20 protein-coding genes are annotated in these 26,108 nt (G+C 48.3%); 15 read left to right on the top strand and 5 right to left on the bottom strand.

Going from position 1 to position 26,108, the window contains the following annotated elements:
• Window positions 1–407: 407 nt before the first annotated feature.
• Entirely contained in the window at window positions 408–1,568 is a 1,161-nt protein-coding gene (locus U1I11_RS14995) for an aminotransferase A (RefSeq protein ID WP_322906954.1), read from the bottom strand.
• A gap of 679 nt (window positions 1,569–2,247) precedes the next feature.
• Here U1I11_RS14995 and U1I11_RS14990 point away from each other — a divergent pair.
• Genes U1I11_RS14990 through U1I11_RS14975 form a run of 4 tightly spaced genes read left to right on the top strand, consistent with a single transcriptional unit; the run spans window position 2,248 to window position 6,042 of the window.
• Window positions 2,248–3,357, top strand: a complete 1,110-nt coding sequence (locus tag U1I11_RS14990) for an ABC transporter ATP-binding protein (protein ID WP_322906953.1) — start codon at window positions 2,248–2,250, stop codon at window positions 3,355–3,357.
• Complete coding sequence (locus U1I11_RS14985; protein ID WP_322906952.1) at window positions 3,347–4,159, top strand: ABC transporter permease; 813 nt, start codon at window positions 3,347–3,349, stop codon at window positions 4,157–4,159. Before U1I11_RS14990 ends, U1I11_RS14985 begins: the two co-directional genes overlap by 11 nt.
• Window positions 4,149–4,973 (top strand): ABC transporter permease, encoded by an 825-nt coding sequence (locus tag U1I11_RS14980; protein ID WP_322906951.1) that lies wholly within the window; start codon window positions 4,149–4,151, stop codon window positions 4,971–4,973. The genes U1I11_RS14985 and U1I11_RS14980 overlap by 11 nt, the downstream gene beginning before the upstream one ends.
• Window position 4,974: 1 nt before the next feature.
• Window positions 4,975–6,042, top strand: a complete 1,068-nt coding sequence (locus U1I11_RS14975; protein ID WP_322906950.1) for an ABC transporter substrate-binding protein — start codon at window positions 4,975–4,977, stop codon at window positions 6,040–6,042.
• 276 nt (window positions 6,043–6,318) lie between these two features.
• Here U1I11_RS14975 and tenpIN read toward each other — a convergent pair whose 3' ends face one another.
• Window positions 6,319–6,804 carry a type III toxin-antitoxin system TenpIN family toxin gene (tenpIN, locus tag U1I11_RS14970; RefSeq protein ID WP_322906949.1) on the bottom strand — a complete coding sequence of 162 codons (486 nt, stop codon included), beginning with the start codon at window positions 6,802–6,804 and terminating at the stop codon, window positions 6,319–6,321.
• A gap of 964 nt (window positions 6,805–7,768) precedes the next feature.
• On the opposite strand from tenpIN, the gene U1I11_RS14965 reads away from it, so the two are divergent.
• From U1I11_RS14965 to U1I11_RS14930, 8 genes are all read left to right on the top strand, one after another.
• The gene (locus tag U1I11_RS14965; protein ID WP_322906948.1) at window positions 7,769–8,725 is read left to right on the top strand and encodes an aldo/keto reductase; all 957 of its coding nucleotides are present in this window, start codon (window positions 7,769–7,771) and stop codon (window positions 8,723–8,725) included.
• The gene (locus U1I11_RS14960; protein ID WP_322906947.1) at window positions 8,725–9,744 is read left to right on the top strand and encodes a zinc-binding alcohol dehydrogenase family protein; all 1,020 of its coding nucleotides are present in this window, start codon (window positions 8,725–8,727) and stop codon (window positions 9,742–9,744) included. Before U1I11_RS14965 ends, U1I11_RS14960 begins: the two co-directional genes overlap by 1 nt.
• Window positions 9,745–9,819: 75 nt before the next feature.
• Window positions 9,820–12,189 carry a glycoside hydrolase family 95 protein gene (locus tag U1I11_RS14955; protein WP_322906946.1) on the top strand — a complete coding sequence of 790 codons (2,370 nt, stop codon included), beginning with the start codon at window positions 9,820–9,822 and terminating at the stop codon, window positions 12,187–12,189.
• A 435-nt stretch (window positions 12,190–12,624) separates the two neighbouring features.
• Window positions 12,625–13,944: an extracellular solute-binding protein gene (locus U1I11_RS14950; RefSeq protein ID WP_322906945.1), complete on the top strand. Its 1,320-nt coding sequence runs from the start codon at window positions 12,625–12,627 to the stop codon at window positions 13,942–13,944.
• A gap of 126 nt (window positions 13,945–14,070) precedes the next feature.
• Window positions 14,071–14,961: a carbohydrate ABC transporter permease gene (locus U1I11_RS14945; protein WP_322906944.1), complete on the top strand. Its 891-nt coding sequence runs from the start codon at window positions 14,071–14,073 to the stop codon at window positions 14,959–14,961.
• A 16-nt stretch (window positions 14,962–14,977) separates the two neighbouring features.
• Window positions 14,978–15,802, top strand: coding sequence for a carbohydrate ABC transporter permease (locus tag U1I11_RS14940; protein WP_322906943.1), 825 nt, complete (start codon window positions 14,978–14,980; stop codon window positions 15,800–15,802).
• A gap of 301 nt (window positions 15,803–16,103) precedes the next feature.
• Window positions 16,104–17,957, top strand: a complete 1,854-nt coding sequence (locus tag U1I11_RS14935; RefSeq protein WP_322906942.1) for a sensor histidine kinase — start codon at window positions 16,104–16,106, stop codon at window positions 17,955–17,957.
• On the top strand, window positions 17,938–19,125 hold the full coding sequence (locus U1I11_RS14930; protein ID WP_322906941.1) for a response regulator: 1,188 nt from the start codon (window positions 17,938–17,940) through the stop codon (window positions 19,123–19,125). The genes U1I11_RS14935 and U1I11_RS14930 overlap by 20 nt, the downstream gene beginning before the upstream one ends.
• A gap of 202 nt (window positions 19,126–19,327) precedes the next feature.
• On the opposite strand, the gene U1I11_RS14925 is transcribed toward U1I11_RS14930, so the two are convergent.
• Entirely contained in the window at window positions 19,328–20,086 is a 759-nt protein-coding gene (locus U1I11_RS14925; RefSeq protein WP_322906940.1) for an NAD(P)-dependent oxidoreductase, read from the bottom strand.
• A 33-nt stretch (window positions 20,087–20,119) separates the two neighbouring features.
• Complete coding sequence (locus U1I11_RS14920; protein WP_322906939.1) at window positions 20,120–20,413, bottom strand: DUF6509 family protein; 294 nt, start codon at window positions 20,411–20,413, stop codon at window positions 20,120–20,122.
• 549 nt (window positions 20,414–20,962) lie between these two features.
• Here U1I11_RS14920 and U1I11_RS14915 point away from each other — a divergent pair.
• On the top strand, window positions 20,963–21,526 hold the full coding sequence (locus tag U1I11_RS14915; protein ID WP_322906938.1) for a guanylate kinase: 564 nt from the start codon (window positions 20,963–20,965) through the stop codon (window positions 21,524–21,526).
• 756 nt (window positions 21,527–22,282) lie between these two features.
• On the opposite strand, the gene U1I11_RS14910 is transcribed toward U1I11_RS14915, so the two are convergent.
• Window positions 22,283–23,158 carry an NAD(P)-dependent oxidoreductase gene (locus U1I11_RS14910; RefSeq protein WP_322906937.1) on the bottom strand — a complete coding sequence of 292 codons (876 nt, stop codon included), beginning with the start codon at window positions 23,156–23,158 and terminating at the stop codon, window positions 22,283–22,285.
• Between the two features lie 499 nt (window positions 23,159–23,657).
• On the opposite strand from U1I11_RS14910, the gene U1I11_RS14905 reads away from it, so the two are divergent.
• A complete protein-coding gene (locus U1I11_RS14905; RefSeq protein ID WP_322906936.1) occupies window positions 23,658–24,299 on the top strand; it encodes an NAD(P)-dependent oxidoreductase in 642 nt (213 codons plus the stop codon).
• Window positions 24,300–24,714: 415 nt separating this feature from the next.
• Window positions 24,715–25,917: an ROK family transcriptional regulator gene (locus U1I11_RS14900; RefSeq protein ID WP_322906935.1), complete on the top strand. Its 1,203-nt coding sequence runs from the start codon at window positions 24,715–24,717 to the stop codon at window positions 25,915–25,917.
• The last annotated feature ends 191 nt before the right edge of the window (window positions 25,918–26,108 follow it).

Here is a 26,108-nt window from a genome sequence, read left to right as displayed (position 1 = left end):
ATGTCCGCGTGTTCATTTCCTGCATGCTGAACGAAATGATGACAAGTGTTCGGCTTGAGCTGTTGGAACTGAGCTGCCGATTGCTGTATGTAGGCGGCTCAAACTTTGCCTTACCGATTGATGAATCCGGTCATCAGTTAAAATGGCTGTTCGATTGTGTACACCTATTATCGGTAAACGTTTTGATCAAATTAGAGCACAAGCATGATAAATTAGTTAAATAAAACTTTATTTATTTAAATTATGTTTAGAATATGTTTAGAAAGTGAACAGCAACATTCATAGCACCACGATACAGACGGCATTATGCTGTTTCGTAATAGAGTACATAAACAAATAAAAAAGGTTATCGTGCATCATATCGTTCAGCACGATAGCCTTCTACAAGCGATAGCCGTCTGTACAATTTAGCGAGTAAGATGCCCGACAAATTGCTCCAACCGATCCAAAGACTTCTCCAATACCGGCATCGCATAAGCATACGAAAGACGAATATACCCTTCACCATATACGGAAAAAGCATCGCCGGGCACGACAGCAACACGCGCTTCTTCCAGCAATCGCAGGGCAAATTCCATCGATGGTATATACAGATGCGCGATCGATGGGAACAGATAAAAGGCACCTTCCGGTTTTTCCAATTCCAGCCCCATCGCCAGCAGACGATCGTATACATAATCCCGCCGCTCACGGTAGGCATCACGCATCGGCAACGCGTCATCGATGCCGTTCGTCAACGCTTCCACCGCTGCAAATTGGCTGATCGAGCTAGCACACGATACATTGTACTGATGCACTTTGAGCATATGAGCGGTTAGCCATGCCGGAGCAAATGTAAAGCCGATGCGCCAGCCGGTCATGGAATGGGATTTGGACAATCCGTTAATGACGATCGTTTTGTCGCGCATGCCTGGCAGCAGCGAAATGGAACGATGCGGTTCATCATAGATGAGCTCGCTATAAATTTCGTCAGAGATGATGAACAGCTCGCGTTCACGCAGCAAGTTGGCGAGCCCTGCCAGTTCCTGCTCACCGAGTACACGTCCGGTCGGATTGGACGGATAGCCAATCGCTACCGCCTTTGTACGCGGTGATAGATGCGGTTCCAGCAGCTCGGCAGTTAGCTTAAAGCCGGTGCTACGTGTATCGACATATACCGGAATGCCGCCAGCGAGTCGAATGAGCGGCTCATAACCCGGATAGATCGGTCCTGGCAAAATCACTTCATCACCCGGCGACAAAATCGTGCGCAATGCCACATCAAGCGCCTGGCTTGCTCCAACCGTCACAATCACCTCGGTGTCCATATCGTACATTTGTCCATACCGATTCCGTACAAACTCGGCGGCGGCACGGCGCAGTGCTGGAATGCCCGCGTTAGGTGTGTACACCGTTTTGCCTTGCTGCATCGCTTGTTCGGCTGCTGCAATAATATGCGCTGGTGTCGGGAAATCGGGCTGACCGAGCGTAAGTGCTAACGCATCCGGATAACGCGCCGCTGCGGTCGCGATTTTGCGAATACCGCTAATTTGAATTTGATGCAATGGGGAGTGAATTAAATGTTCCATGAACAGTGCTCCTTTATCTTTAAAATAGAGGCGATTGACGGTGAATAGATACTATCTATATGAATGTGATCCGGTTGCTAGTATACAAAACGGATAATGATGTTAACCGTTCTGTACAATGATCTATACAAGCAATCGATCAAGTGGGAGCAGATTGGCATTTTGCTGCTCGGTAGTACAACCGTTAGCTGGATCGCTTGCGCAGCGAAAATAAGCCTACTCTGCAACGGTTGACCGCGCCATAATCTGCTTTTTATTATACATCGATTATGTTATACAACTGTAGCGTTGGCGCTTAGGAAATAGGATGTCCTTGCGATGCTCTAGACACTGGATAACGATGTCATCAAGCTGTATATTAGCCGCCTCCTATCCCAATCCGGTAAGTTGTATTGGTGAACTACGGATCGTATTGTGCTTACGTTACCATACCGACTCGCATTCGTCTTTGCATTGCCTGTATGGCAATTTGCACATGGCGACTTGCGGAAAGATTGTATATTTTACGAAAAATGCTGATAAACAGGGTGTTTTCTACAGATTTCAAACGTTATAATAGCACATGTACCTTTTGCGACAATCTCAATGAATGTCGGTAAGGAAAGGGAACGGGAAACGGTGCAGTGGAAAACGGGCATGATGCCGTATGTATTGATCCGGCTGCCACAAGGAGGCTGTTATGAGCGACAATTATATTATCCGGTTTGACGGAGTGAGCAAGCGTTATGATGATGGCACCCAGGTGTTGGAGCAGATCGAATTTGAGATTGAGCGCGGTAAATTTTACACGTTGCTCGGCCCATCGGGGTGTGGCAAAACGACTATTTTGCGCATGATCGCTGGCTTTACCGAGCCGAGCGGTGGCGATATTCATTTTGACGGCAAAGTCATTAACAAGGTGCCTGCCAACAAACGGCAGGTAAACACAGTATTTCAAGATTACGCGCTGTTCCCGCATTTGAATGTGTTTGAAAATGTAGCGTTTGGACTGCGTGTCAAAAAGATGAAAAAAGACGCGATCGAGACAAAAGTGCAGGAAGCGCTCAAATTCGTCAATTTGGAAGGCTATGGCAAACGGGCGATCGCGGAAATGTCTGGCGGTCAGCGTCAACGGGTGGCGATTGCACGTGCGCTCGTTAATGAACCGCAAGTGCTGCTGCTCGATGAGCCGCTGTCTGCGCTTGATCTGAAGCTGCGGACGGAGATGCAGTATGAGCTACGTGAAATTCAGCAGCGTTTGGGCATTACGTTTATTTTTGTCACGCATGACCAGGAGGAAGCGCTGGCGATGTCGGACTATATTTTTGTAATGAACAAAGGCAAAATCGAGCAGAGCGGCACGCCGAACGACATTTATGATGAGCCGATTAACCGCTTTGTGGCGGACTTTATCGGGGAATCGAATATCGTGCCGGCGCGTATGATCGAGGATTATTTGGTGGAATTTAACGGCAAGCCGTTTGAATGCGTCGATGCCGGTCTGCGTCCGAATGAAAATGTGGAGATCGTAATTCGTCCGGAAGATTTGGAGCTGACGACCGAGGAAAAAGGTAAGCTGCAAGTGCGTGTCGATACGCAATTGTTCCGTGGTGTACATTATGAGATTAGCTGTTATGACGATTCTGGGCAGGAATGGCTTGTGCATTCGACCCGCAAAGCGGAGCCGGGCAGTCGGATCGGGCTGGACTTTGAGCCGGAAGCGATTCATGTGATGCGGTTCGGTGAAAGCGAGGAAGATTTCGACCGTCGTCTGGAGGGCTACGGGGAAGGCGGCGACCATGCAAGCTAATACGCGCGCGATTTATATGCTGCCGTACTACGTCTGGATCGTGCTGTTCGTAGTAGCCCCTGTCGTGCTGGTCGGGTATTATTCCTTTTTTAATGTGGACGGGCAATTTACGCTGCAAAATTATCGGACGTTTTTTACACCGGTTTATTTGCAAATGACGCTCAGCTCGTTTTGGTATGCTTTTCTAGTGACGCTGTTTTCGGTGTTGATCGCGTATCCGGCGGCGTACTTGTTAACGCGTACGAAGCATCGGCAGCTATGGATTTTGCTAATCATTTTGCCGACTTGGATCAATTTGCTGCTGAAGACGTATGCGTTTATCGGTATTTTTGGTGCGTATGGGCCGATTAATGCGTTTTTGGAAGTGATCGGGATCGGGCAGCAGCAATTGCTGTTTAATGCGTTTAGCTTTGTGTTTGTATCGGTATATATTTTTGTGCCGTTTATGATTTTGCCGATCTACAATGCGCTGGAAGAAATGAATCCATCGCTCGTATCGGCGGCGCGCGATTTGGGCGCTTCCGGCTGGACGACGTTTCAACGCGTCATTTTCCCGCTGACGATTTCCGGGGTTAAATCAGGCTGTATGGCGGTGTTTATTCCGTCGCTGTCGCTGTTTATGATTACACGCCTGATCGCCGGGAATAAGGTGATTACGCTCGGGACGGCGATTGAGCAACATTTTCTCGTCACACAGGACTGGGGGATGGGTTCAACGGTGGCGGTCGTGCTGATCATTGCGATGGCGGCGCTGATGCTGCTGAGCGGCGGCTTCGGACAGGAGGTGCGTGATGGCAAATAAAAACGGCTGGGGCAATCTGTATTTGGTGCTTGTGTTTGCGGTGCTGTATGCGCCGATTTTGTATTTGATGTATTATTCGTTCAACAGTGCGAACAATATGCACCAATTTGAAGCATTTACGTGGAAATGGTATGGCGACGTGTTTCAGGATACGCGCCTGATTATTATTTTGATTAATACGCTTGTGATTGCGTTGTTGTCGTCGGCGTTGGCGACGATTATCGGTATAATCGGGGCGCTGGCGATCGATCGCATTCGGCGTCGCCGCTTGAAAGATGCGATGTTGTCGCTGAACAATGTGCTGATCGTCAGCCCGGATGTCATTATCGGCGCGTCGTTTCTCATTTTATTTACGATTGTGGGCATTAAGCTTGGTTTTGCGTCGGTGTTGATCTCGCATATTGCGTTTAGCATTCCGATTACGGTGCTGATGATTTTACCGCGTTTGCAGGAGATGAGCCCGACGCTGATCGATGCGGCGCGCGATCTGGGGGCAAGTCGGCGTGATGTGCTGAGCAAGGTCATTTTGCCGTTTATTAAGCCGGGTATTTTTGCCGGATTTTTTATGGCATTTACGTATTCGCTCGATGATTTTGCGGTGACGTTTTTTGTGACCGGGAACGGATATTCGACGCTGTCGGTGGAGATTTATTCCCGCGCCCGGCAAGGGGTATCGCTGTCGATCAATGCGTTATCGACACTCATTTTCCTGTTCACGACCGCACTCGTCGTCGGCTATTATATGATCACGCGCCGTACACAAGGGCGTAGTCGCCAACACGAGCCAGCTGCCGAAATGGGGGTGCCGAGATAAGATGAAAGCGATTAGTCGTACGTTTATCGTCATTATCGCGGTCGCGCTGCTACTGATGTTCGTAGCGAACCGCTTGAATGTGAGTCAGGGCTATGCGGGCGGCAATACGCTCACCATTTACAACTGGGGCGATTATATCGATCCGGAGCTGCTGACCAAGTTTCAAAAGGAAACGGGCATTACGGTCATTTACCAAACATTTGATTCCAATGAGGCGATGCTGACTAAAATTGAGCAGGGCGGCACGACTTTTGATGTGGCGATTCCGTCGGATTATGCCATTTCCAAAATGCGCGAGGAACATCTGTTAATCCCGCTCGATCATAGCAAATTGCCGAATTTGAAAAATATCGATCCATCGTTTCTTAATCTGCCATTCGATCCGGGCAATCAATATTCAGCGCCTTATTTTTGGGGCACACTCGGGATCGTCTACAATCCGAAGCTGACGAATTTGAAGTTTCATAGTTGGGATGATTTGTGGAATCCGTCGCTGCGCAACAATGTGCTGCTGACGGACGGTGCGCGTGAAGTAATCGGGATGGCGCTGAGCAGTCTCGGCTATTCGCTTAACGATACAAACGAGCAGCATTTGCAACAGGCGCTAGCCAAGCTAAAGCAGCTCACTCCAAACGTAAAAGCGATCGTTGGCGATGAGATCAAAATGCTGCTCGCCAACAATGAAGCGGCTGCCGGACTCGTCTTTTCCGGGGATGCATCCGAAATTATGAGCCAAAATCCGGAGCTGAATTATGTCGTGCCCGATCAAGGTTCCAATCTATGGTTTGACAATATGGTCATTCCGAAAACGGCGGCAAATGTGGACGGTGCGCTCAAGTTCATTAACTTTATGATGAACCCGGAAGTAGCGGCGCAAAATGCCGAGTATGTCGGCTATGCGACACCGAACGAAGCGGCACTAAAGCTGCTGCCCAAAGACATTTCCGGTGACGAGCGCTTTTATCCGCCACAGCAAGTGTTAAAGCGGCTTGAAGTGTTTAACAATTTGGGTAAAAAGATGCTTGTTCATTATAATGAGCTGTTTTTGCAGTTTAAGATGAATCGGTAGTGAGGGAGCATCGGTTGTTATTCAGTTTGTTGTATTTAACAGGTAGTAATGCTATGTATGAAACAAGAGAGCCATGAATGAAGTGCGATTAGAATGAGAAAGGAGCATCGATTATAAATCTGATGCTTCTTTTTTGTTTTAAGGATTATATTGATAAAAAAGATGTATGGAAATGAAATATCGTTAGTGAAATAGGATACTGACAGTTATATTACTATTTTAGTCTATTTTTAAATATAAAAAAGCATCCTTGAGGATGCTTAAAAGCAATTGATATTAGAGTTGCAATCCTAATTCTACATGATAATTTTGAAGTGTAGAATAACGGTACTCTCTTAAAATATTTTCATCATTCTTGTGCACTGCATGGATATACTTGTCTATAAAGGCTTCAAATTCATTAATTATTTTATGCTCAGATTTAGCAATTTTTAAATAGTCATTTTTTTCTGCCAACAGAAAGTCTCTTGTCGCTATAAAACGGTCTTCTGAAATAATTAAAGCTTTTGTATAATCTAGTCCATGGCGTACTCGTGTTCCTTCTGGGGCATGAATTTTGGTAGTGAAATTGTGCTTATGTCTAATATTCATTTTAGAACGCAATGGAATTGCAAAACGATATCCTTTTGTAGCAACTAAAAGAATACCGTAACCGCGACCTTTATCTTGACCATATTTAAACAATGTTTCGGATAAATGAATATTTTCTTGATAGAACTCTGGAGTTAATTGGTGAAATACGATTTTACGTTCATCAGTCACAAAAATAGCTCCCAGCAAATTAAATTTAAAAAAGAAAGACTCTATTAGTAGAGTCTTTCTTTTTTAAATTTAGATATATCTCATACATGGGCTTTATTTGTTTAACGTGGGGATACCCTTCCACCACTTCATACATGGGCTTTATTTGTTTAACGTGGGGATACCCTTCCACCACTTCCATACTATTACTATACATTGTTAGAGCAACGTAATCAAGATAATATACAATAATACATCAAATTTTCTGGTATGATTCCTCTTGTAACAAATAATAAATAAATTTTCACGATCATTTATCATTAATATGAAAAAATATATTTAAAAACTGCATAATGAGTAAAATGGATTTTCAAAAAAAGTGATCGAATTCGTTTTTTATTGAAGAAAGATGATAATTTAAACGTTGAATCTATTTGTGTGTTATCTGCTGAAAAATTATTTGGCAGGTTTGATTATTTTGAATAAGATAATGAATTTGGTTTATATTTACATTTTTTTGTAAAGAACATAGTGAACAAATTTTGACTAAATAACATATCAGAAAAATAAAGCAGTGAAGCAAAAAAGAGAGATTCAAATTCAACAGCAATCACCAACCGAAGAATGAGTATATGGCTAAAAGACTGCTGATCTGCACTATTGGTGCGGCAGCAGTTTTTTGTTGTCCAACGGTAGCGGCATCGACTCCACAATATATTCCACCATAAATAATGAAAATACCACATTTCAAAATGCCGCATGGAGTGATAACATATGGACAATGTGTAGTATAGCTAGGCGGCACAATGAATGGAGTCTGTACGGATGACGAATCAATACACGGATGAGTAAACCGGCGGACAGCGGTGTGCAATTTGTAAAATAGTTAACGTTAACAAAATGAGAGCGGTTGCTATGGATCGGAACATAGTCACGTTCCACTTGTTCGTTAAACTCATCGTACTCATATAAAGGAGGCTATAACATGAAATATCGCAAGCTGGGCAAGACGGGGTTGGATGTGCCGGTATTAAGCTTTGGCGCGTCGTCGCTAGGCGGCGTGTTCCGCAATACGGATGATGGAGAAAGTATACGTACGGTGCATACGGCGATTGATGCGGGGATGAACTATATCGATGTGTCACCGTATTATGGGCTAACCCGTGCGGAGACGGTGCTTGGCAAGGCGCTGCAATCCGTGCCGCGCGACCGATATTTGCTGTCCAGCAAGGCAGGGCGGTATGGGGAGCATGAGTTTGATTTTTCGAGTGAGCGTATTTTGCGCAGTGTGGATGAAAGTTTAGCGCGGCTGGGCACCGACTATTTGGATATACTGTTTTTGCATGATGTGGAGTTTGGTGATCCACTACAAATTGTGGAGGAGTCTGTGCCTGCACTGGAATTGCTCAAGCAGCAAGGCAAAATTCGTTATGGTGGCATTAGCGGCTTGCCGCTCTCGATGTTCGAATTGCTGTTGCCACAGATCGAAACGGATGCGATTTTGTCGTATTGTCATTATGCGTTGAACGATACGTCGCTGCTTGCCTTGCTACCGCTACTGGAAAGCCGACAGATCGGTTTAGTGAGCGCGTCGCCGCTGGCGATGGGTCTGCTAAGCACGCGTCCGGTCGCTGACTGGCATCCGGCAGATGAGAAGCTGCGCCGTCAATGCCATGAAGCGGCGCTGTACTGTCAGCAGCAAGGTGTGGAGATTGCACAACTGGCGATGCAGTTTGCCACTGCGCATGAACAAATTCCGACAACGCTCGTTAGCACAGCGAATCCGGACAATATTATTCGCAATGTGAACTGGATTGAGGAGCCGATCGATCCGGAACTGCTGGAACAGGTGCTGCGTATGTTGGAGCCTGTGCATAATGAAACATGGGCGAGCGGGCTAGAGCTGTACAATCGTCCTGCTGTACAAGGAGGAGAAGCGTAATGAATGGAGTCATTTGCGAAGATGTACGCCAGCTCATCTGGACGACAGATTTGCCGGAGCCAGAGCTGCAACCGGGGCACGCGATCGTCTCGATTCGTCGGATCGGTATTTGTGGCACCGATTTGCATGCATATCAAGGACAGCAGCCTTTTTTTACGTATCCGCGCATTCTCGGGCATGAGCTGTCCGGCATGATCGAAGCGGTTGGGCACAATGAACAAGGGCTGAATGTAGGTGATATCGTTAGCATCGTGCCGTATATGCATTGTGGACGCTGCGCGGCATGCCGAGCGGGTAAAACGAATTGCTGTCGCGAGATGCAAGTGATCGGTGTGCATATCGATGGTGGGATGCGAGAGCGAATCGCTGTGCCGCTTTCGCATCTGATCCCGGCAGCCGATCTGACGCTTGATCAGGCGGCATTGCTGGAACCGCTGGCGATCGGTGCCCATGCGGTGCGCCGCTCCGCGCTAGTCGCTGGGCAAACGGTGCTCGTTATCGGTGCCGGCCCGATCGGACTCGGAGTGATGGCGCTCGCTCGCCATCAGGGGGCACGGGTGATTGCGCTGGATATGAATGCAGAACGACTGGAATTTTGCCGTAGCTGGGCTGGAGTGAGCGATACGATCATTGCCGGGGAGACAACGGAAGCACAGCTGCTGGAACTGCTGGATGGCGAGTTGCCGACGATCGTATTCGATGCCACCGGTAGCCGTAGTTCGATGACGAATGCTTTTCATCTAGTTGGACATGGTGGTACGCTTGTGTTTGTCGGTCTGTTTAAAGGCGAGATTACGTTTAATGATCCGCATTTTCATAGCCGTGAGCTGACGTTAATGGCGAGCCGCAATGCAACGCTGGACGATTTCCAAACGGTTCGGGTAGCGTTGGGTGCAGGCTTTGCCGATCTGGAACGTTATGTGACGCATCGCTGTACACTGGAACAACTGCCGGATCAACTGGAAGGCTGGACAAAGCCAGAAGCTGGCGTGATTAAAGCGCTTGTGCGTGTGGACTAAAGAGCACTTTACCCAATCAACCAGCAACAAGCCGATCAAATGCTGTATTGGAGCAGCGGAGTGGAGGAATTACGGATGAAGATACAGTTTCAAAAGCCCGCCACCTATTGGGTGCAAGCATTACCGGTAGGCAATGGTCGTCTAGGTGGGATGGTATTTGGCGGGATCGAAAAAGAACGGATCGCGCTTAATGAAGATACACTCTGGTCGGGTTATGCACGCGATTGGAACAATCCGGACGCACGGCAGGCGTTGCCGCAAGTGCGGGCATTGATCGCACAGCAGCGTTATGTGGAAGCCGATGCAATGACTAGACAACTGATGGGACCGTACACACAGTCGTATTTGCCATTTGGCGATCTGCTGCTGACGATGGAACATGGACAACTAGGCAAGCAATATGAGCGCCAGTTGGAGTTGGCGACCGGCATCGCTTCAGTAGCGTATACGATCGGGGATGTGCGTTTTGAACGGGAAGTGTTCGTGTCGCACCCGGATGATGTGCTTGTCGTACGGTTGACGGCGAGCGTGCCGGGACAGATTAGCTTCCGCGCTAGCCTGAATAGTCCGCTCCGTCATACAACCGCTGTAGACGGCGCGGATTGGTTATTGTTTGGCAGAGCGCCTGCGCATGTGGAACCGAGTTATCGTGATGCAGCACAGCCCGTGCAATACGATGATCATGCGCCTGTGCTGAATTTTGGCGGGCGAATTTCGACTCATGTGCACGGTGGTCAGCTAACGACCGATTCAGCCGGCATCGCTGTGCGGGATGCGGATGCGGTGACATTGTATGTTGGCGCGGCGACCAGCTTTGATCCGGTGACAGGGCAGCATGATCCGGCGCGTAATCCGGCGGTAATCACGGCGGAACGTACGCGGCTTGCCGAGCGCTATACTATCGATGAATTAAAACAGCGCCATATTGCCGATCATCGGGAGCTGTATGACCGTGTTGATTTACAGCTCGGTGCATCGGTTGCGGATGAAAACATGCCAACCGATGAGCGGATTGCGACTTATGGAGCGAATGATCCGGGGCTGGTGGAGCTGTTGTTCCATTACGGGCGTTATTTGCTGCTCGGCAGCTCGCGTCCGGGCACACAGCCTGCTAATTTACAAGGCATCTGGAATGAAGATACACGTGCACCGTGGAGCAGCAATTACACATTAAACATTAACGCTGAAATGAATTATTGGCCTGCTGAAGTGTGTAATTTGCCAGAGCTGCATAAGCCATTGCTGCATTTTATCGGACGACTTGCCGACAATGGTCGCCAAACGGCAGCGGTAAACTATGGCGCACGCGGCTGGGTGGCGCATCATAATGCCGATCTGTGGGCGCAATCAGCTCCGGTCGGTGACTATGGTGATGGTGACCCGGTATGGGCATTTTGGCCGCTAGGCGGAGTATGGTTAACCCAGCATCTGTGGGAGCATTATACGTTTAGCGGAGATATGATGTATTTACGTGATACGGCGTATCCGCTTATGAAAGATGCGGTGTTATTTTGCCTCGATTGGCTGGTGGAAGATGAGCAAGGTCATTTGGTCACGTCACCGTCCACGTCGCCAGAGCATAAGTTTCTGACTACACAAGGCTATGCCGCCACAAGTGCTGCGTCTACGATGGACATCGTGCTGATCGGTGAGTTGTTCCAGCAATATATCGAAGCTGCACATAAACTGCAACTGGACGATGAGCTGGTCGCTACCGTACAGACAGCAGCACAACGTCTGTTGCCGCTTGGCATCGGTGCACAGGGGCAATTGCGGGAATGGTCGCAAGATTTTGCAGAGGAAGATACATATCACCGCCACGTTTCACATCTGGTTGGCGTATACCCAGGGCGCTTGCTCACCGCAGAACAAACGCCAGCGTTGTTCCAGGCGGCACGCCGTTCGCTGGAGCTGCGCGGCGACGGTGGAACCGGTTGGAGTCTAGGTTGGAAAATCGGACTATGGGCAAGATTCCGCGACGGCGATCGCGCCCATGCACTGATCGCCAATTTGCTCACACTCGTGCGTCCGGAGGGACCGCACCAGCATGAACGTGGTGGCGTATATCCAAATCTGTTTGACGCTCATCCACCATTCCAGATCGACGGCAATTTTGCCGCAACCGCAGGCATTGCTGAAATGCTCATACAATCGCATTTGGATTGGATTGAACTGCTACCTGCATTGCCATCGCAGTGGGCGGCTGGTTCATTTCGTGGATTGCGCGCACGCGGCGGGATCGAGCTTGATCTCACGTGGGCGAACCATCGTCCGGTACAGTTGCAGTTACGTGCTAGCACTGCGCGCGTATGTCGTGTGCGTACGGATCGCGCTGCCCTGCTCGATCGTGGTGACGGCAGTGAACGCCTGACACCGGATAGTGCCGGGATAGTGAGTTTCGAAGTGCAAGCGGGGCAAGCGTATGAGCTGCGGTTTGAGTCGTAAAAGGGATTGACGATCGCTCATCTTCAGTAGTTGTGATTTTCAAACATGGGAATTTACAGCTTATGCCTCATGTATAGATTGCGGTGCGAGATGGAAGCCCGTCCCTTTATGCTGTATCACAGTAGTTGATGCCGCAACCAAAACAGTTTGCTGGCATCCGCCAACCCTAAACTTACACAAGCTGACTGATCTTACAAATCAGTCGGCTTGTTTCGTCTGCACATCATGTATATTAAAATATTTTTGGTGTAACGCATACACGTTGTAAAAGGAACAGCAATCACCATATTCACCAACACCTTGAAATTACGAACCCCAATTCTTGATTTTCTGCATTGCTCTCGGTAAGCGTTTACACGATAATGTGAATATTCAGTTTGGGTTTGGGCTTTATGCTAGCACCCATTCACTCAACTTTTAAAGGGGCGAACGGAAATGAAAAAAACAGGCAAAGTATTGGCATTGTTGCTTGCGAGTGCACTGACGGTCGGGCTGACCGCATGCGGCAAAGACGAGGCAAGCAGCAGCGGAGCAAGCGGAAGTGGCACGAATGGGGAGAAGGTCACGATCACTTTTCAAAATATTTCACCTGACCCAACGACACCCGCTTACAAAATTATTCGTCAACTCGTAGCCGAGTACCAAAAAGATCATCCAAACGTTGAAATCGCGCTTGATACACTGAACACCGACCAACAAAAGCTGAAGCTGAAAACACAAGCAGCTTCGCGCGAAATTCCGGACATTACGATGGTTAACCCGGCAGCACAAATGAAACCGTATGTAGATGCAGGTTTGCTGGCGCCACTGGATGACATTTTGGACAAAGACGGCCTTCGTGATACATATCAGAAAGGTCTGCTCGATTATTACAGCAAAGATAACAAAGTATATGCGCTGCCGGACGGCAACAATATCGAAGTCGGCTTTTACAACAAAGCGTTATTCGCCAAAGCAGGCATCGCTGCACCACCGACGACATTTGACGAATTGCTGGCGGATGTGACCAAGCTCAAAGCAGCAGGTATTACGCCGATCGCCATCGGTGAAAAAGATTCGTGGACAGGCTCGTTCCTGTTTATGAACATTTTGCTGCGTACGAATGGCGGCCCTGGCTTTTTGCAAGATGTCGTTGACGGCAAAAAAACATTTAACGATCCAGCATTTATCGAAGCGGTAGAAGCGTTCCAGAAGCTCGTTCAAGCAGGTGCATTCCCTGAAGGCGCCACCTCGATCGACGCAACCGCCGGCGGTAATATGTTCCGTACCGGACAGGCAGCGATGTTCTTTATCGGTACATGGGAAACCGGCTCTAACGATGCGTCTACTGTCGGCAAAGATATCGGCGTCTTCAAATTCCCAACTGTAAACGGTAAAGGTAATCTCGATGAGTACATGCTGGCACCGGGTAGCGCCTATGCCGTATCCGCCAACAGCGAGCATCTTGCTGAAACGAAAGATTTCTTGCACTTCTTCACCTCCAACTATCCAAAAGTAGCGTTTGAGATGAAAAATGCAGTCGGTCTCGGTCAAAAAGTAGATGGCGATTTCAAAACAGCCGGATACTCTCCACTCGCAATCGAAATTTTGGATATGTTCAAAAATATTAAAGGCGGCGACCTGTCGTTTGACAATACGATGAATCCAGCCGTATCCCAAGTTCACTTGAGCAGCATTCAAAATCTGTTCGTCCAGCAAGTCGATCCAACACAAGTCGCTCAGGAGCATCAAGCGGCATTTGAATCGAATAAGTAAGCAAGCCCAATACGTTCAATCCATCCATTCCCGATATCCGACAAACTGGATATCGGTGGATGCGATGTGTCCATTTCAACTGTACGTACAAACATAAATGCTAATTAAAGGAAGGAGGAGAAGACAATGAATGTACTTAAAGTTCCGGCGCGCACGATTGCGGTGTTTGTATTGCCATGTGTGTTGCTGTATATCGGCACAGTGTTTATTCCGATTCTGGTGTCCTTCTACACGGCGACACTCAGTTGGGACGGAATTGGCGATGCCAAGTTTATCGGGCTTGCCAACTTCCATACGCTGCTGTTTGAAGACAACAATTTCTGGCCTTCGGTGCGGCGTACATTGATGTATGCGGTCTTCTCCATCGTGGAGATTCCATTCTGTTTGTTATTTGCAATTTTGTTAAACCGGTATGTGCGTAAGGGCAGCCGGCTCGTCACGATCTATTTTATTCCGGTCATTTTGTCCAACGTTATTCTCGGTCAATTGTGGAAAACGATCTATAACCCGACTTCAATGGGCGGTATGTTAAATGGTGTACTCGTGCAGCTCGGTCTGGAAAGCTGGACACATAGCTGGCTGACCGAACCGGCATATGCGATGTACGCGCTGTATTTTGTATCACTATGGCAATTTTTTGGCTATCATCTGCTCATTCAATTTACCGGGGTGCAAAATATTCCGGATGAGATTTATGAAGCGGCACGAATTGACGGTGCCGAAGGTTTTAAAGCCGATCGCTACATTACATTTCCGATGATCGTGCCGATTTTCAAAATTTCAGTCGTGCTTGCTTTTATCGGCTCACTGCAAGCGTTTGAGTTGGTCATGGTCATGACGGGCGGCGGCCCGGCGCATGCGACCGATACGATTGCGACGCATATGTACAATATGTCGTTCCTGTCTCAAAAATACGGCTATGGCAGTGCGGTAGCGACATTCCTCGTCGTCTTCTGTCTAATTATTACCGTCATCATTAACGGTGTATTCAACCGGATCGAACGCAAAGTGACCTGAAGGAGGGGCGTATACGATGTCCAAAATCAAAAAATGGTTTGTATATCTGCTCTTCGCCATTCTGGTCGTAACGCAGATTTATCCGTTGTTCTGGCTACTCATGTACTCGCTCAAAACGAACGAAGAAATTTTGAGCGGCAGATTTTTCGCACTTCCGATCGTACCGCAATGGCATAACTATGTCGAAGCATACACGTCCGGCAACTATTTGAAATACCTCGGCAACAGCGTACTCGTCACCACCGTGACGCTGCTGGCGGTCATTCTGCTCAGTTCGATGACCGCCTATGCGATCGCACGGTTCCGCTGGAAATACGGCCCGTATGTAATGCTGCTATTCCTGCTCGGGATGATGATTCCGATGCAGGCAACATTGCTACCGCTGATGATTATTTTCAAAAATCTCGATCTGCTCGATACACGCTGGTCGATCATCATTCCATACACCGCGTTTGCGCTGCCGATTGCCGTGTTCATCTTAAGCAACTTTATGCGCTCGATTCCGACCGATATCGAAGAATCCGCCTTTATGGACGGAGCGAGCGTATACCGGATTTTCCGCAGCATTATTTTGCCGATTTCGCTGCCGCCGGTAATGACGGTCTGTATTCTGACCTTTATTAACATCTGGAACGAATACATCGTCGCCGCCACCTTTATCTCATCGGAAAATCTAAAAACATTGCCGTTTGGCGTTTACAGCTTTGTCAGTCAATATTCCGTCAACTATGGCAATATCGGCGCGTTTCTCGTCATGGGTGCGCTGCCGGTGCTGATCATTTACTTTATTCTGTCCGAGCGCATTACTAAAGGTATGGTCGCCGGCGCAGTGAAAGGTTGATCATTTGACCCAATAAAAGCATAATTAGATAAATATTTGTAAAATAAACTCCTCACCTTACGCTCGGTCTGCTATGATCGTAAAGTGAGGGCTGGCGACAGCGTAACAAGTAGGGCTCCAATAGCCGCTTGCTGCTGTCGCTGTTTGGCTTTTTAGAGCAGAGTAGTGGAGTCGTGGCTTGTCTTACTTTAATGCGTGGTAGGGTGATCACGACAACCTACTGGGCGTGCATGCAAACTTGGTTGCTGCCACAAGCACACAAAGTTTACATGCACGATCCAATTACAAAGGAGGATTTGAATTGCCGCGCAGGTTTCGTTCGATTCATCATCGACTGTTTGTGCTGTTTCTCGTCTGTATGACCGCGATTTTGCTCATTGTGACGGTGCTATTTTACAATCGGACGACGACGCAGTTTCATGACAAATTGGGCGAGATCGCTCGCAAAAACGTGTCCCAGACTGCCGGTCTGCTTGATCTGCTGCTGGCGAGCTATGATAGTTTGTCCAAATCAATTAGCACAAATGCCGATATTTTGCGACTCGTTGCCGAGAAGCGTCAACTGCCACCACAGGAGGAATACGCCAACCAGCATGCGATTACGAATATGATGGGCACGATTTATTTTTCCCGTGACGATCTGGTCGGCATCCACATTATTGGCGAAAACGGCAAAATTTACGATTATGGCAACTATACAACCGTCGTCGATCCGAATTACGCCTCATCCGATTGGTATAAACAGATTAGTGCCTCGACGGGTAAAATGATCTGGCTCGGCGTCTTTTCCCATTCTTTAATCGATAAAATGGAAGATTCGCCAGTGTTTGCATTTGGTCGCCCGATCTTCGATTTGAACGAGCAGCACCAGATCGGTATCGTGCTGTTTGAAGCGAAAGCGGATACAGTCGTGGACGCGGTAGGCAATCTAAAGCTAGGACCGAACAGCCAAGTGAACATCGTAAATGGTGCCGGTCATCCGATCGAAATTTCGCTGGAGCCGAATCCGCGTCCAGCGCGTCTGCCGGAGCATCTGAAGTTGCCGGATGTGTCGGGTGAAGTTACCGTGCAACAAGAAGGCAGTACACTTGTCGCCGCCTCCAAGCTGGATAAGATCGACTGGACGATCGTAAGCACGACGCCAGCGCAAGATTTAAATGTGGAATTGACCCAGACGAAGCGCTATCTACTCATCGTAGTTACGATTCTAATTCTCGTGTCTGCGCTGATCGCATTGATCGTATCACGTACTATCTCGTCGCCGCTGGCGCGGTTAGTACGGCAAATGAAGCAGGTCGAGCATGGCAATTTTCGCGGGATGGTCAATGTGACATCGTATGAGGAGATTAACGGACTCGTCGCCTCGTTTAACCATATGGTGCAGCGTGTGGAGGAGCTAATCGAACGGGTAAAACGATCATCGGTCAGCGAAAAAAACGCCGAGCTGCACGCCTTGCAATCCCAGGTCAATCCCCATTTTCTGTACAATACGCTCGATATGATTTACTGGATGCTAGACGAAAAAGGCAATGATCGCCTGGGCGAAGTCGTGCTGTCATTATCGCAAATGTTTCGCTACAGCAGTCACTGGGAAGGTAAAGCCGAAGTGATGCTGCGCGAAGAAGTGGAGCAAATTCGGCATTATTTAACGATTATTCAGATGCGGCTTGAAGATCGGTTGACCGTCGATATTCGGATCGACGAGCGCTGGATGAATCTGATCGTACCGAAAATGCTGCTACAACCGGTAATCGAAAATGCCGTCAAGCATGGACTGGAAGCGCAGCGCGGACAAGGATTGCTCGTCGTGGAAGCGGTGCCAGATGAGCATTATCTCAACATACGGGTGAGCGATAACGGCGCTGGCATGACGGCGGAGACGTTATACCATTTGCATCGTTCATTGCTAGTGTCGGACAATGAACAACAGGATGAAGCCGCGCTTGCCGCACGCGGTCGCCAAGGTATCGGCATGCAAAATGTACACCAGCGGCTCCAATATATGTTTGGCGATGAATACGGAATCGGTATCGAAAGCAAGCCCGGACGCGGGACGCGGGTGACGCTGCGTTTACCATTGCCACAAGGTGATACGCCAGCTTATGGCATTCAGCCCAAAGAGGAGGATAAGCATCATGCATATTTTGATTACTGATGATGAAAATTTTATTCGTGAAGGCATCAAGCGTACGATTGAACATGCGTTTCCCGACGATGCTGTACATTTGGCGGCTTCCGCTGAAGAAGCGGTAGAGCTAATGAGCCGCCACCGAATGGACATCGTGCTGACCGATATTTTAATGCCCGGCATTAACGGGCTGGAACTGATGAAAATTTCGCGTCGCAAGCAGCCGCAGGCAAAATGGGTCGTCATTTCCGCCCATTCCGAATTTAGCTATGCCCAGCAAGCGGTGCATCTCGGTGCACGCGATTATTTGCTTAAGCCGATTGGCAAAACAAAGCTGGTCGAGTTAATCGAAACGTTGAGCGAGGAAATCCGCCAGCAACAGGCGCATGTGCAGGAGGAGGAGACGCTGCGCGAAGGGCTGCAATATTTACGCTCGGCGGCATTTCAGCGGCTGGCAGCAGGGTTAAGCGTGGAGAAATTGAGCTTGGAGCCATTGTTGGAACAGTACCCGGAATATTATTTATTATCCGTTAATTTGGGCGATGAACAGCGCAGCGGTCCACTGGAACATTTTATTGTGGAAAATGTGTTGACCGAGCTTATTCGCGCGTATGGGCGCGGTTTTGTCGTCAGTTTGGATCGTACGAGTCTGCTGGCGCTAGTTGCGCTCAATGCGGACGGTACGATCGATGAGTTACAGCAGTGTGTGCATGACCAGCTCGCTCGTTGCTTGAAGGCACAGCCGTTCACAAGCCTGAACTCCGGGCCGCATCACGGATTCCAGCAGATCGCCCAGCAAGCGAATCGACTGCGACGCGGGCAGCGTCCGATGCTATTGCCAGAACAGCCGGAAAGCAGCAGTGGCGACACGGCGATTCGGATGGCGCTGCAATATATCGATGCCCATTTTCAGGAGGAATTATCGCTGGAAAAGGTGGCGGCGGTCGTGTTTCTGAATCCGGTTTATTTTAGCCAATTGTTCAAGCAAAAGACCGGGCAGGGGTATAAAGAATATGTCATCTCACTGCGTATGGAACAAGCGTGCGAGCTGCTGATGAATCCATCGCTACGACTGGTCGACATCGCTGAACAGATCGGCTATGCGAGCGTACGGCATTTTACCCAAGTGTTCCGCAAAAAGTATATGCTAACGCCGACGGAATATCGACAGCAAAAGCAAGTGGTCGAGCAATAAATGTAGGCGGGAGAAATGAGCATTGACTGAAAGCGAGCAAGCTGACGTTTTTAGCCAATCCTTTCAATCTACACGACTGTATGAGGAATAAACGACTAGCAAACTGTCTTTCGTACGGGGATCGATTTCAATCTGCCCTGCTGTACGAATCGATCTGAATGTGCGGCAGCCTGGCAACGTAACGGACATTCGCTCTGCTTCATCAATCAGACAGCCCAATCCGGCAGCGAATATAACGTTCATCTTGCAACTGACTGTACACGACATAAGCGGTATCGCCAGTTGTAATGCGAGTGCCGCCTGCTGGCAACAAATCACGTTCCATTCGGTAAGCGCCGGTATAATCGCCATCCGGCAAATACGTCGGACAGACGATCGTCCATTGCAATGTCGATGAGTGCAGCCATTCATACACTTTGCGGTGTTCCTCGGCAGCACGTGTACTGCGTTGCCGGGATTCGGTAGTCTGGTAGCGATATTGGTCGGCGGCAGTACGACTTTGCAAAATGCCTGCTGTACCAATCGTGATCAAGCGCGAGCTGGACTGTTGCTCCATCAGCGGAATCAATGCTTGCATCGTTACGGTGAGTGCATCCGATTTGTCGGTGCCAATGGCGCTAATTACGGCAGCACTGCCACTTAATGCGGCAGCAAGCTCGTTACGATCGCGTGTATCACCAGTTAAAATATGCAGACGCGCATGTGCGGATTGCCCTCGTGTCCAAGCGGCAGCATCGGGCACCATTTCCAACTGGTCGGCAAACGAATCCGGCAGCAACTCCATTTCGCCACGAATCGGCATAGCTTGCGAATCGAGCGGTGGAATGCCGGTCGTAAACAGTTGCTCGTGCAAGCGTGCAGGAGAGCGCACCAGTACGGTCACATCATGCCCGGCACGCAACAAATATTGCAAAATAAGCCGACCGGTACGACCAGTCGCACCAAGCAATGTAATTTTCATTGTTCATTCCTCCCATTGTGAGGCGAGGCTCCGTTACTGTTCAGCATCTTGCCAGTGTGCTGCGCAAAATGCCGCGAGTTCCAGTTCCTCATCTTCTTCCAAATCAAATTCCAGCAGGCGATCGGTTCCTTTTTCCACCAGATCGTACGTTACGAGCTTGCCTTGCTCGTCTTCCACCCGATACACGGCGCGAACATAAACGCCATTCGGTGTGTACAGATCATCTTCTGCATCCACGTCCAAATCGATGCGGAATTCATAACGCTTGCCCGCCAAAATACCAAATGGATCACGAATCCATTCCACTTCATAACTTGTCATTTCCATACATGTATCCTCCTAGCGCCAGCACCTGCTGCGCTTATTCATTCGTATCTATGATGTTAAGTTAGCGCTGTAAGGTGTCAGATGTCGATATCCTTACCGCGAGCAGCATCCGTGTTCGCGATGAGCGCGCATGCCTATTTTATTATAGCATGGTTGTAAATAGAGACTGAAGGGCAGCACGCATCATACGAGGTTGCGTATACGCCCTAGCATCAATGTCTGTTTAACTACGCTTTAGCGATAGCTGCTTTTAGCATATAATACGAGCATATCGTGTCTGTGCGATCAGCCGATGATTTGGTAGATTGGTGTAGGCGTTTGCCGTGTAGTGATAGTGCAGTTCATACGATGTCAAGTGTTTATGTAGCGAGCTTGTTGACGAGAAGGCGGTAGGCTGCATCTTATGCTGCTACCATTTCAGAGGGGCTTATACATAACACCGATTTATAATATGCAATCTGCACATTTACTAATCGCCAAGACAAACTATCGATTTAGTTTATGTATTCATATGTACGATTCAACTAGAACACCACCGGAGGGGATAAGATGTCATTTTCCATCGTTATTTTTCAAGGACCAAGCGCTTCAGGTAAAAGTACATTACAGTCGCGTCTCGGTCTGCCACGTATCGTCACTTGGACATCACGTGCACCGCGAGCAGGCGAGCAAGATGGACGTGAATACCATTTTGCTACACGTGAACAGATTGAGCTGATGCACCGTCAAGGGCTTATGCTGGAAATAAACGAATATCGCGGCAATTTGTACGGTACGAGCATCGGTTCGCTGGAACAAGCCGGGCAGGATGGACAGCCGCGTTCTAGTGTAATGGAAGCCCAAGGAGCACGTTTGGTCAAACAACTGCTCGGTGAACGTGCACTGCTAATCGGCGTAAGCGCCAGCCGTGAGCAGTTAGAGCGCAGACTGTTTGAACGCAAAGTGAGCATACAGGAGCAGCAATTGCGCATGGCTTCATTTGACGAAGAAATCGCTGCACTTGCCCAATGCGATATTGTAATTCGCAACGATGCAAACCAATTCTGTGTGTCGGAGTCGATCATCGATTATATTCGTGCAGGGCTAGCGCGTGAAGGAAAGTCGTATGGATAAGGTATGGCGGTAAAATAAAATCATCGCGCGCATGTAGGCGTCAAAGTCGGTAAAGTATATTAGCTTGTCTCAAGTACATTTACAGTTTGTTTATCTAACCATCGCTTGGTGCTGAATCGATTTAGGTACATTTAAACATAATTTTCATTTGAGACAGCCTACTACTACCTTGACTGCTTTAAATGTTGGATTTCAATCCGCTGCATATCCTGATTTATAAAGGGAAGCTGTGCAACATCAAACTATATAGTTAAAACGGTCAGAGTACTACTACCTTGACCAAGTTCAATGTTAATTTGGATTGTGTGCTGAAATCCTGATCTATGCGATCTTAAAACAGCTTCAACACTCCAATTCATCTCGGTCAATGTACTATTCCGTCGTCTCTCGCTAATTTAGCGTATAGATATGTCCGGATCATTTGTGAATGAACAACAACCGCTACACATTACGGAATAACATAAAACCGCCCTACTGTCAGATGACGATCGGAATTGATCCGCAATCGCTCTGCATTAGGGCGGTTTTTTATAACAGTGAAGCGAGGCGGTGAATAGACATCGTTAGCAGTAGTATCTTTTCGTTTCACAGAATCATTTTTCGATCAAATGATCCTCATTCATATGCGCGGTGAACGATGGCTAACAAACATAAACAGTACCAATTTCGTAGCAAAAAGTTCAACAATACGCTCTGCACGAAGCGCTTACACTCACATTTTGCGAACTTGCTCTCGACCGACGGGTACAACGTATATTATTTGCGATTGCGCTCTTGTAACTCCAGCCAAATTGCCGCCATATCCAGCTCGCCTTTGCCATGTTCCACCGCCTCAGCAAACGTCCGGCTAGCGGCTGCCGCTAACGGTAGCTCGACATCTTTTTTACGTGCTTCGTCCACCAACAATCCGAGGTCTTTGGACAGCAAGCTGACCATAAAAGCAGCTGGGAATTGCTCTTGCAGCAGCATCGATTGCTTCGCATTAAGCAGCGGTGTAGCAACAGCGGATTGACCGATCATTTCCAGCAACTGTGCGCGCTTTAATCCGGCATGTTCACCAATGACTAGCGCTTCCGCAATTCCTTGCATCGTCACACCAAGCATTAAATTAATCGCTAACTTAGCCGAGCTCCCAGCCCCCACTTCGCCAAAATGAATCGTATGCTTGCCCAGCACATCAAAATACGGCTGACAGCGCTGCACAACATCCGTTTGCCCACCAGCCAAAATAACGAGCTGTCCTTGCTCCGCAGGCGCAACCGTACCGGATACCGGAGCATCCACATATGTCGCCCCAGCTTCCGCTGCCATTGACGCAAATGCGCGCGCTTCATCCGGGCTAATCGTGCTCATATTAATGAGGCATGCACCGGCACGAATATGCTGCAAAATGCCTGCTTTACCTTCCAGCACCGCTTGCACAGAATCGCCCTTAGTTAACATAATAAATACCGTATCCGCTGCCGCCACCGCCGCACCAGGTGATGGACATAATGTTGCGCCATCTTGTGTGAGCGCTTCAGCTTTCGCTTCCGTCCGATTGTACACTTGTACCGAATAACCAGCTTTGAGCAAATTGCGCGCCATCGGCAATCCCATATGCCCGGTGCCAATCCATGCGAGTTTGTTCATATGTACCACTCCTTGCTTTTAATTGAAATAAATGGAGATAAGAGGTTTCAGTAAACGACAGCTTGTACAATGATAACTATGCCTATAACAGCATGTCCACTATGTAATTCACCCGTACATTGCTTTAGTAAACGAATGAGGGCTAACGCTACCGTAACCTGTACGTATTGTAGCATGCTAATTCCGATAAACAATAACCGAGTTGTACATAGATACCGTCTGTACATAACACATATCGACATGGGAGCGTGGCGGTATGAACTCGGTCAACGATTGGACACCGTATGCTTTCAATCCACACGCTCGCACAGAGAGCGATCCAATCCATTGTCTCCAGTTCGTTTCAACTCGTGTTGTGCCTCCATACCCATTGCAGGCATTTACGTACAATAGACGGTTGACATGAGTTTTAATTGTAACTAAAATAGTTACATGTAAGTCGTATAAACAACAGCTCCACCCGATACACATGATCATACTAACCGAGGAGGATATAAATATGAAAATTGCAATTATCGGCGCAACAGGTAAAGCAGGCTCACTCATCGCAGAGGAAGCATTGAACCGTGGACACGAGGTAACCGCGATCGTACGCAACGCCAGCAAAGTGCAAAACGATAAGCTAAATGTGCTCGAAAAGGAAGCAAATGCACTGACTACCGACGATATTAGCGGCTTTGATGTACTGGTGAACGCATTTGGGACACCGCATGCCGAGCAGCATGTAACGGTTGGGCGTCATCTGATCGATATTTTGCAAGCTGCTCCTCATACGCGTCTGATCGTTGTAGGTGGAGCAGGCAGTCTGTATGTGGACGATGCGCAAACGACGCGTCTAATCGACACACCGGATTTCCCGGACGAATACAAACCAACCGCATCCAACCAAGGTCAAAACTTGACCGACTTAAAACAATCGTCTCGTATTCGTTGGACATTCGTAAGCCCAGGTGCTTTTTTTGATCCTAGCGGCCCACGCACAGGCAACTACACACTGGCAGGCGAAAAGCTGACCGTCAACAGCGAAGGCAACAGCTATTCCAGCTATGCCGATTACGCGATTGCGATCGTAGACGAAGCGGAAAAAGCCGCCCATGTCGGTGAACGCATTAGCGTTGTAACTGAGGCGCAATACAAATGATCTCAATTTTCGCCTGTCTAACATCGCAGCACTAAGACGATCTTATAAGTTCGCAAAAGGTTGCCTGCCCATCCAGATGGCGAGACATGCAGTGACATTACTCATTATGCGATATATGTTATGCCGTAAACGAAACGATCCGATCCGTATGATGACAATGAATATAGACAATAATGAGTACAGACAGCAATGAATATAGACGACAATGAGTATAAATGAGCAATAAATATAAATGAAACGCATAGTTAACAAGCTGCTGTCTGTATGACAGTAGCTTGTTGTGTTTGTGTATTTACAGCTACCCTATCCTATATCTAACTCCAAAAATGACATAAATCGATAGCATTCCCACTCAAAACCGGCTATAATAGCTTAAAACAATTCCGATAAGAATTATAGGAAATGGTGGGGCGATATGGCTAAACAGTTCAAAGGGATGCCGTCCGTCAAAAAAGCGGTGTACGATCGTATTGCGGTGCAGCGCGATATTTCCAAAGCGGACATTATGGAGCAATTCCAATTGACCAGCAGTAGTCTGACGCGGTTGCTGGATGAGCTGTCACGAGAAGGCTGGATTATGGAATCCGGCTTTGGACAGTCCACCGGTGGGCGCAGACCGATTTTGTATCAAATTAATCCAGGGCATCGGTATATATTCGGCTTGGACATTTCCCGTATTTATTCTGTGCTCGGTTTGTACGATATGGAAATGAAGCCGCTCGATATGGTGCGTTGGAATATGGACGAAGGGATGACACCGCAGCGACTGACTGGGCATGTAGGCGAAAAAGTACAAGAGTTATTGGAACGGCATCGTATCCCGCTCGACCATGTGCTCGGTTTGGGCGTCGGAGCGGTCGGACCGCTTAGTCGTGAGCAAGGGCGCATTTTGAACCCGCTTTATTTTGCCGCTGCCGGTTGGAACGATGTACCGCTCCGGCAATGGCTGGAAGAAGCGACCGGTTTGCCAGTCATCGTCGAAAATGGTGCCAATACCGCGCTGATTGGGGAACATTGGATAGTGCGCAGCGAGCATATTCGTCATATGTTGTATGTGCATGTGGGCACTGGTCTACGCTCTGCGATGCTATCGAACGGACGGATCGTGCATGGGGCGGTCGATATGGAAGGTTCGATCGGGCAAATGATTATCCAAACCGACGGCCCGCGTCTGCACGGCACTGGCAATTATGGAGCATTGGAAGCTTTTGCATCTGTACAAGCGGTCGAGCAGCAAGTGCGTGCACGTAGCAAAATGAACCGGGAACACTGGATTGGTGGCAGTTTGGCGATTAAGCCGGAAGCGATCAACTTTGCCACCATCGTGCAGGCGCTGGAATCGGGCAATGAATACGTACGGGAGATTTTCGCGCAATCTGCGGCTTATTTGGGCATCGGGCTGGCGAATCTGATCAATGTGCTGCACCCGGAGCAAATTATTTTGGGCGGCGTAATGATTAGCGCTGGCGATCTGTTTTACAACACTGCCATTTCGGTCGCTGAGCAAAATATTTATTATTCCGATAGCTATCGCCCGGAATTCTCACGCGGTATTTTGCAGGAGAGCGCGGTGTCGACTGGAGCGGCGGTCATGGTATGGAATGAGTATAATTTATAATCCGTGTGCGCAAACAATGCGATCAGCACGGCATCAGCATGAAGTCGAATGATTATGAATTAGCTTTATGCGCCAAAAACGATGTATCGCCTTGAGTTGTACTGTTGTGCCGAGATAAATTTTTAATTAGCTTTGTACGCGCAAAACCGGCGTAGAGGATTAATGTTGATTTTGCAGCGAACATTTTTGAT

The sequence above is a fragment of the Paenibacillus campi genome (assembly GCF_034659835.1).
Taxonomy (GTDB): domain Bacteria; phylum Bacillota; class Bacilli; order Paenibacillales; family Paenibacillaceae; genus Saccharibacillus; species Saccharibacillus campi.
Note: the sequence above shows the minus strand (reverse complement) of the source record. Positions and strands in the feature narration are given on the sequence as shown.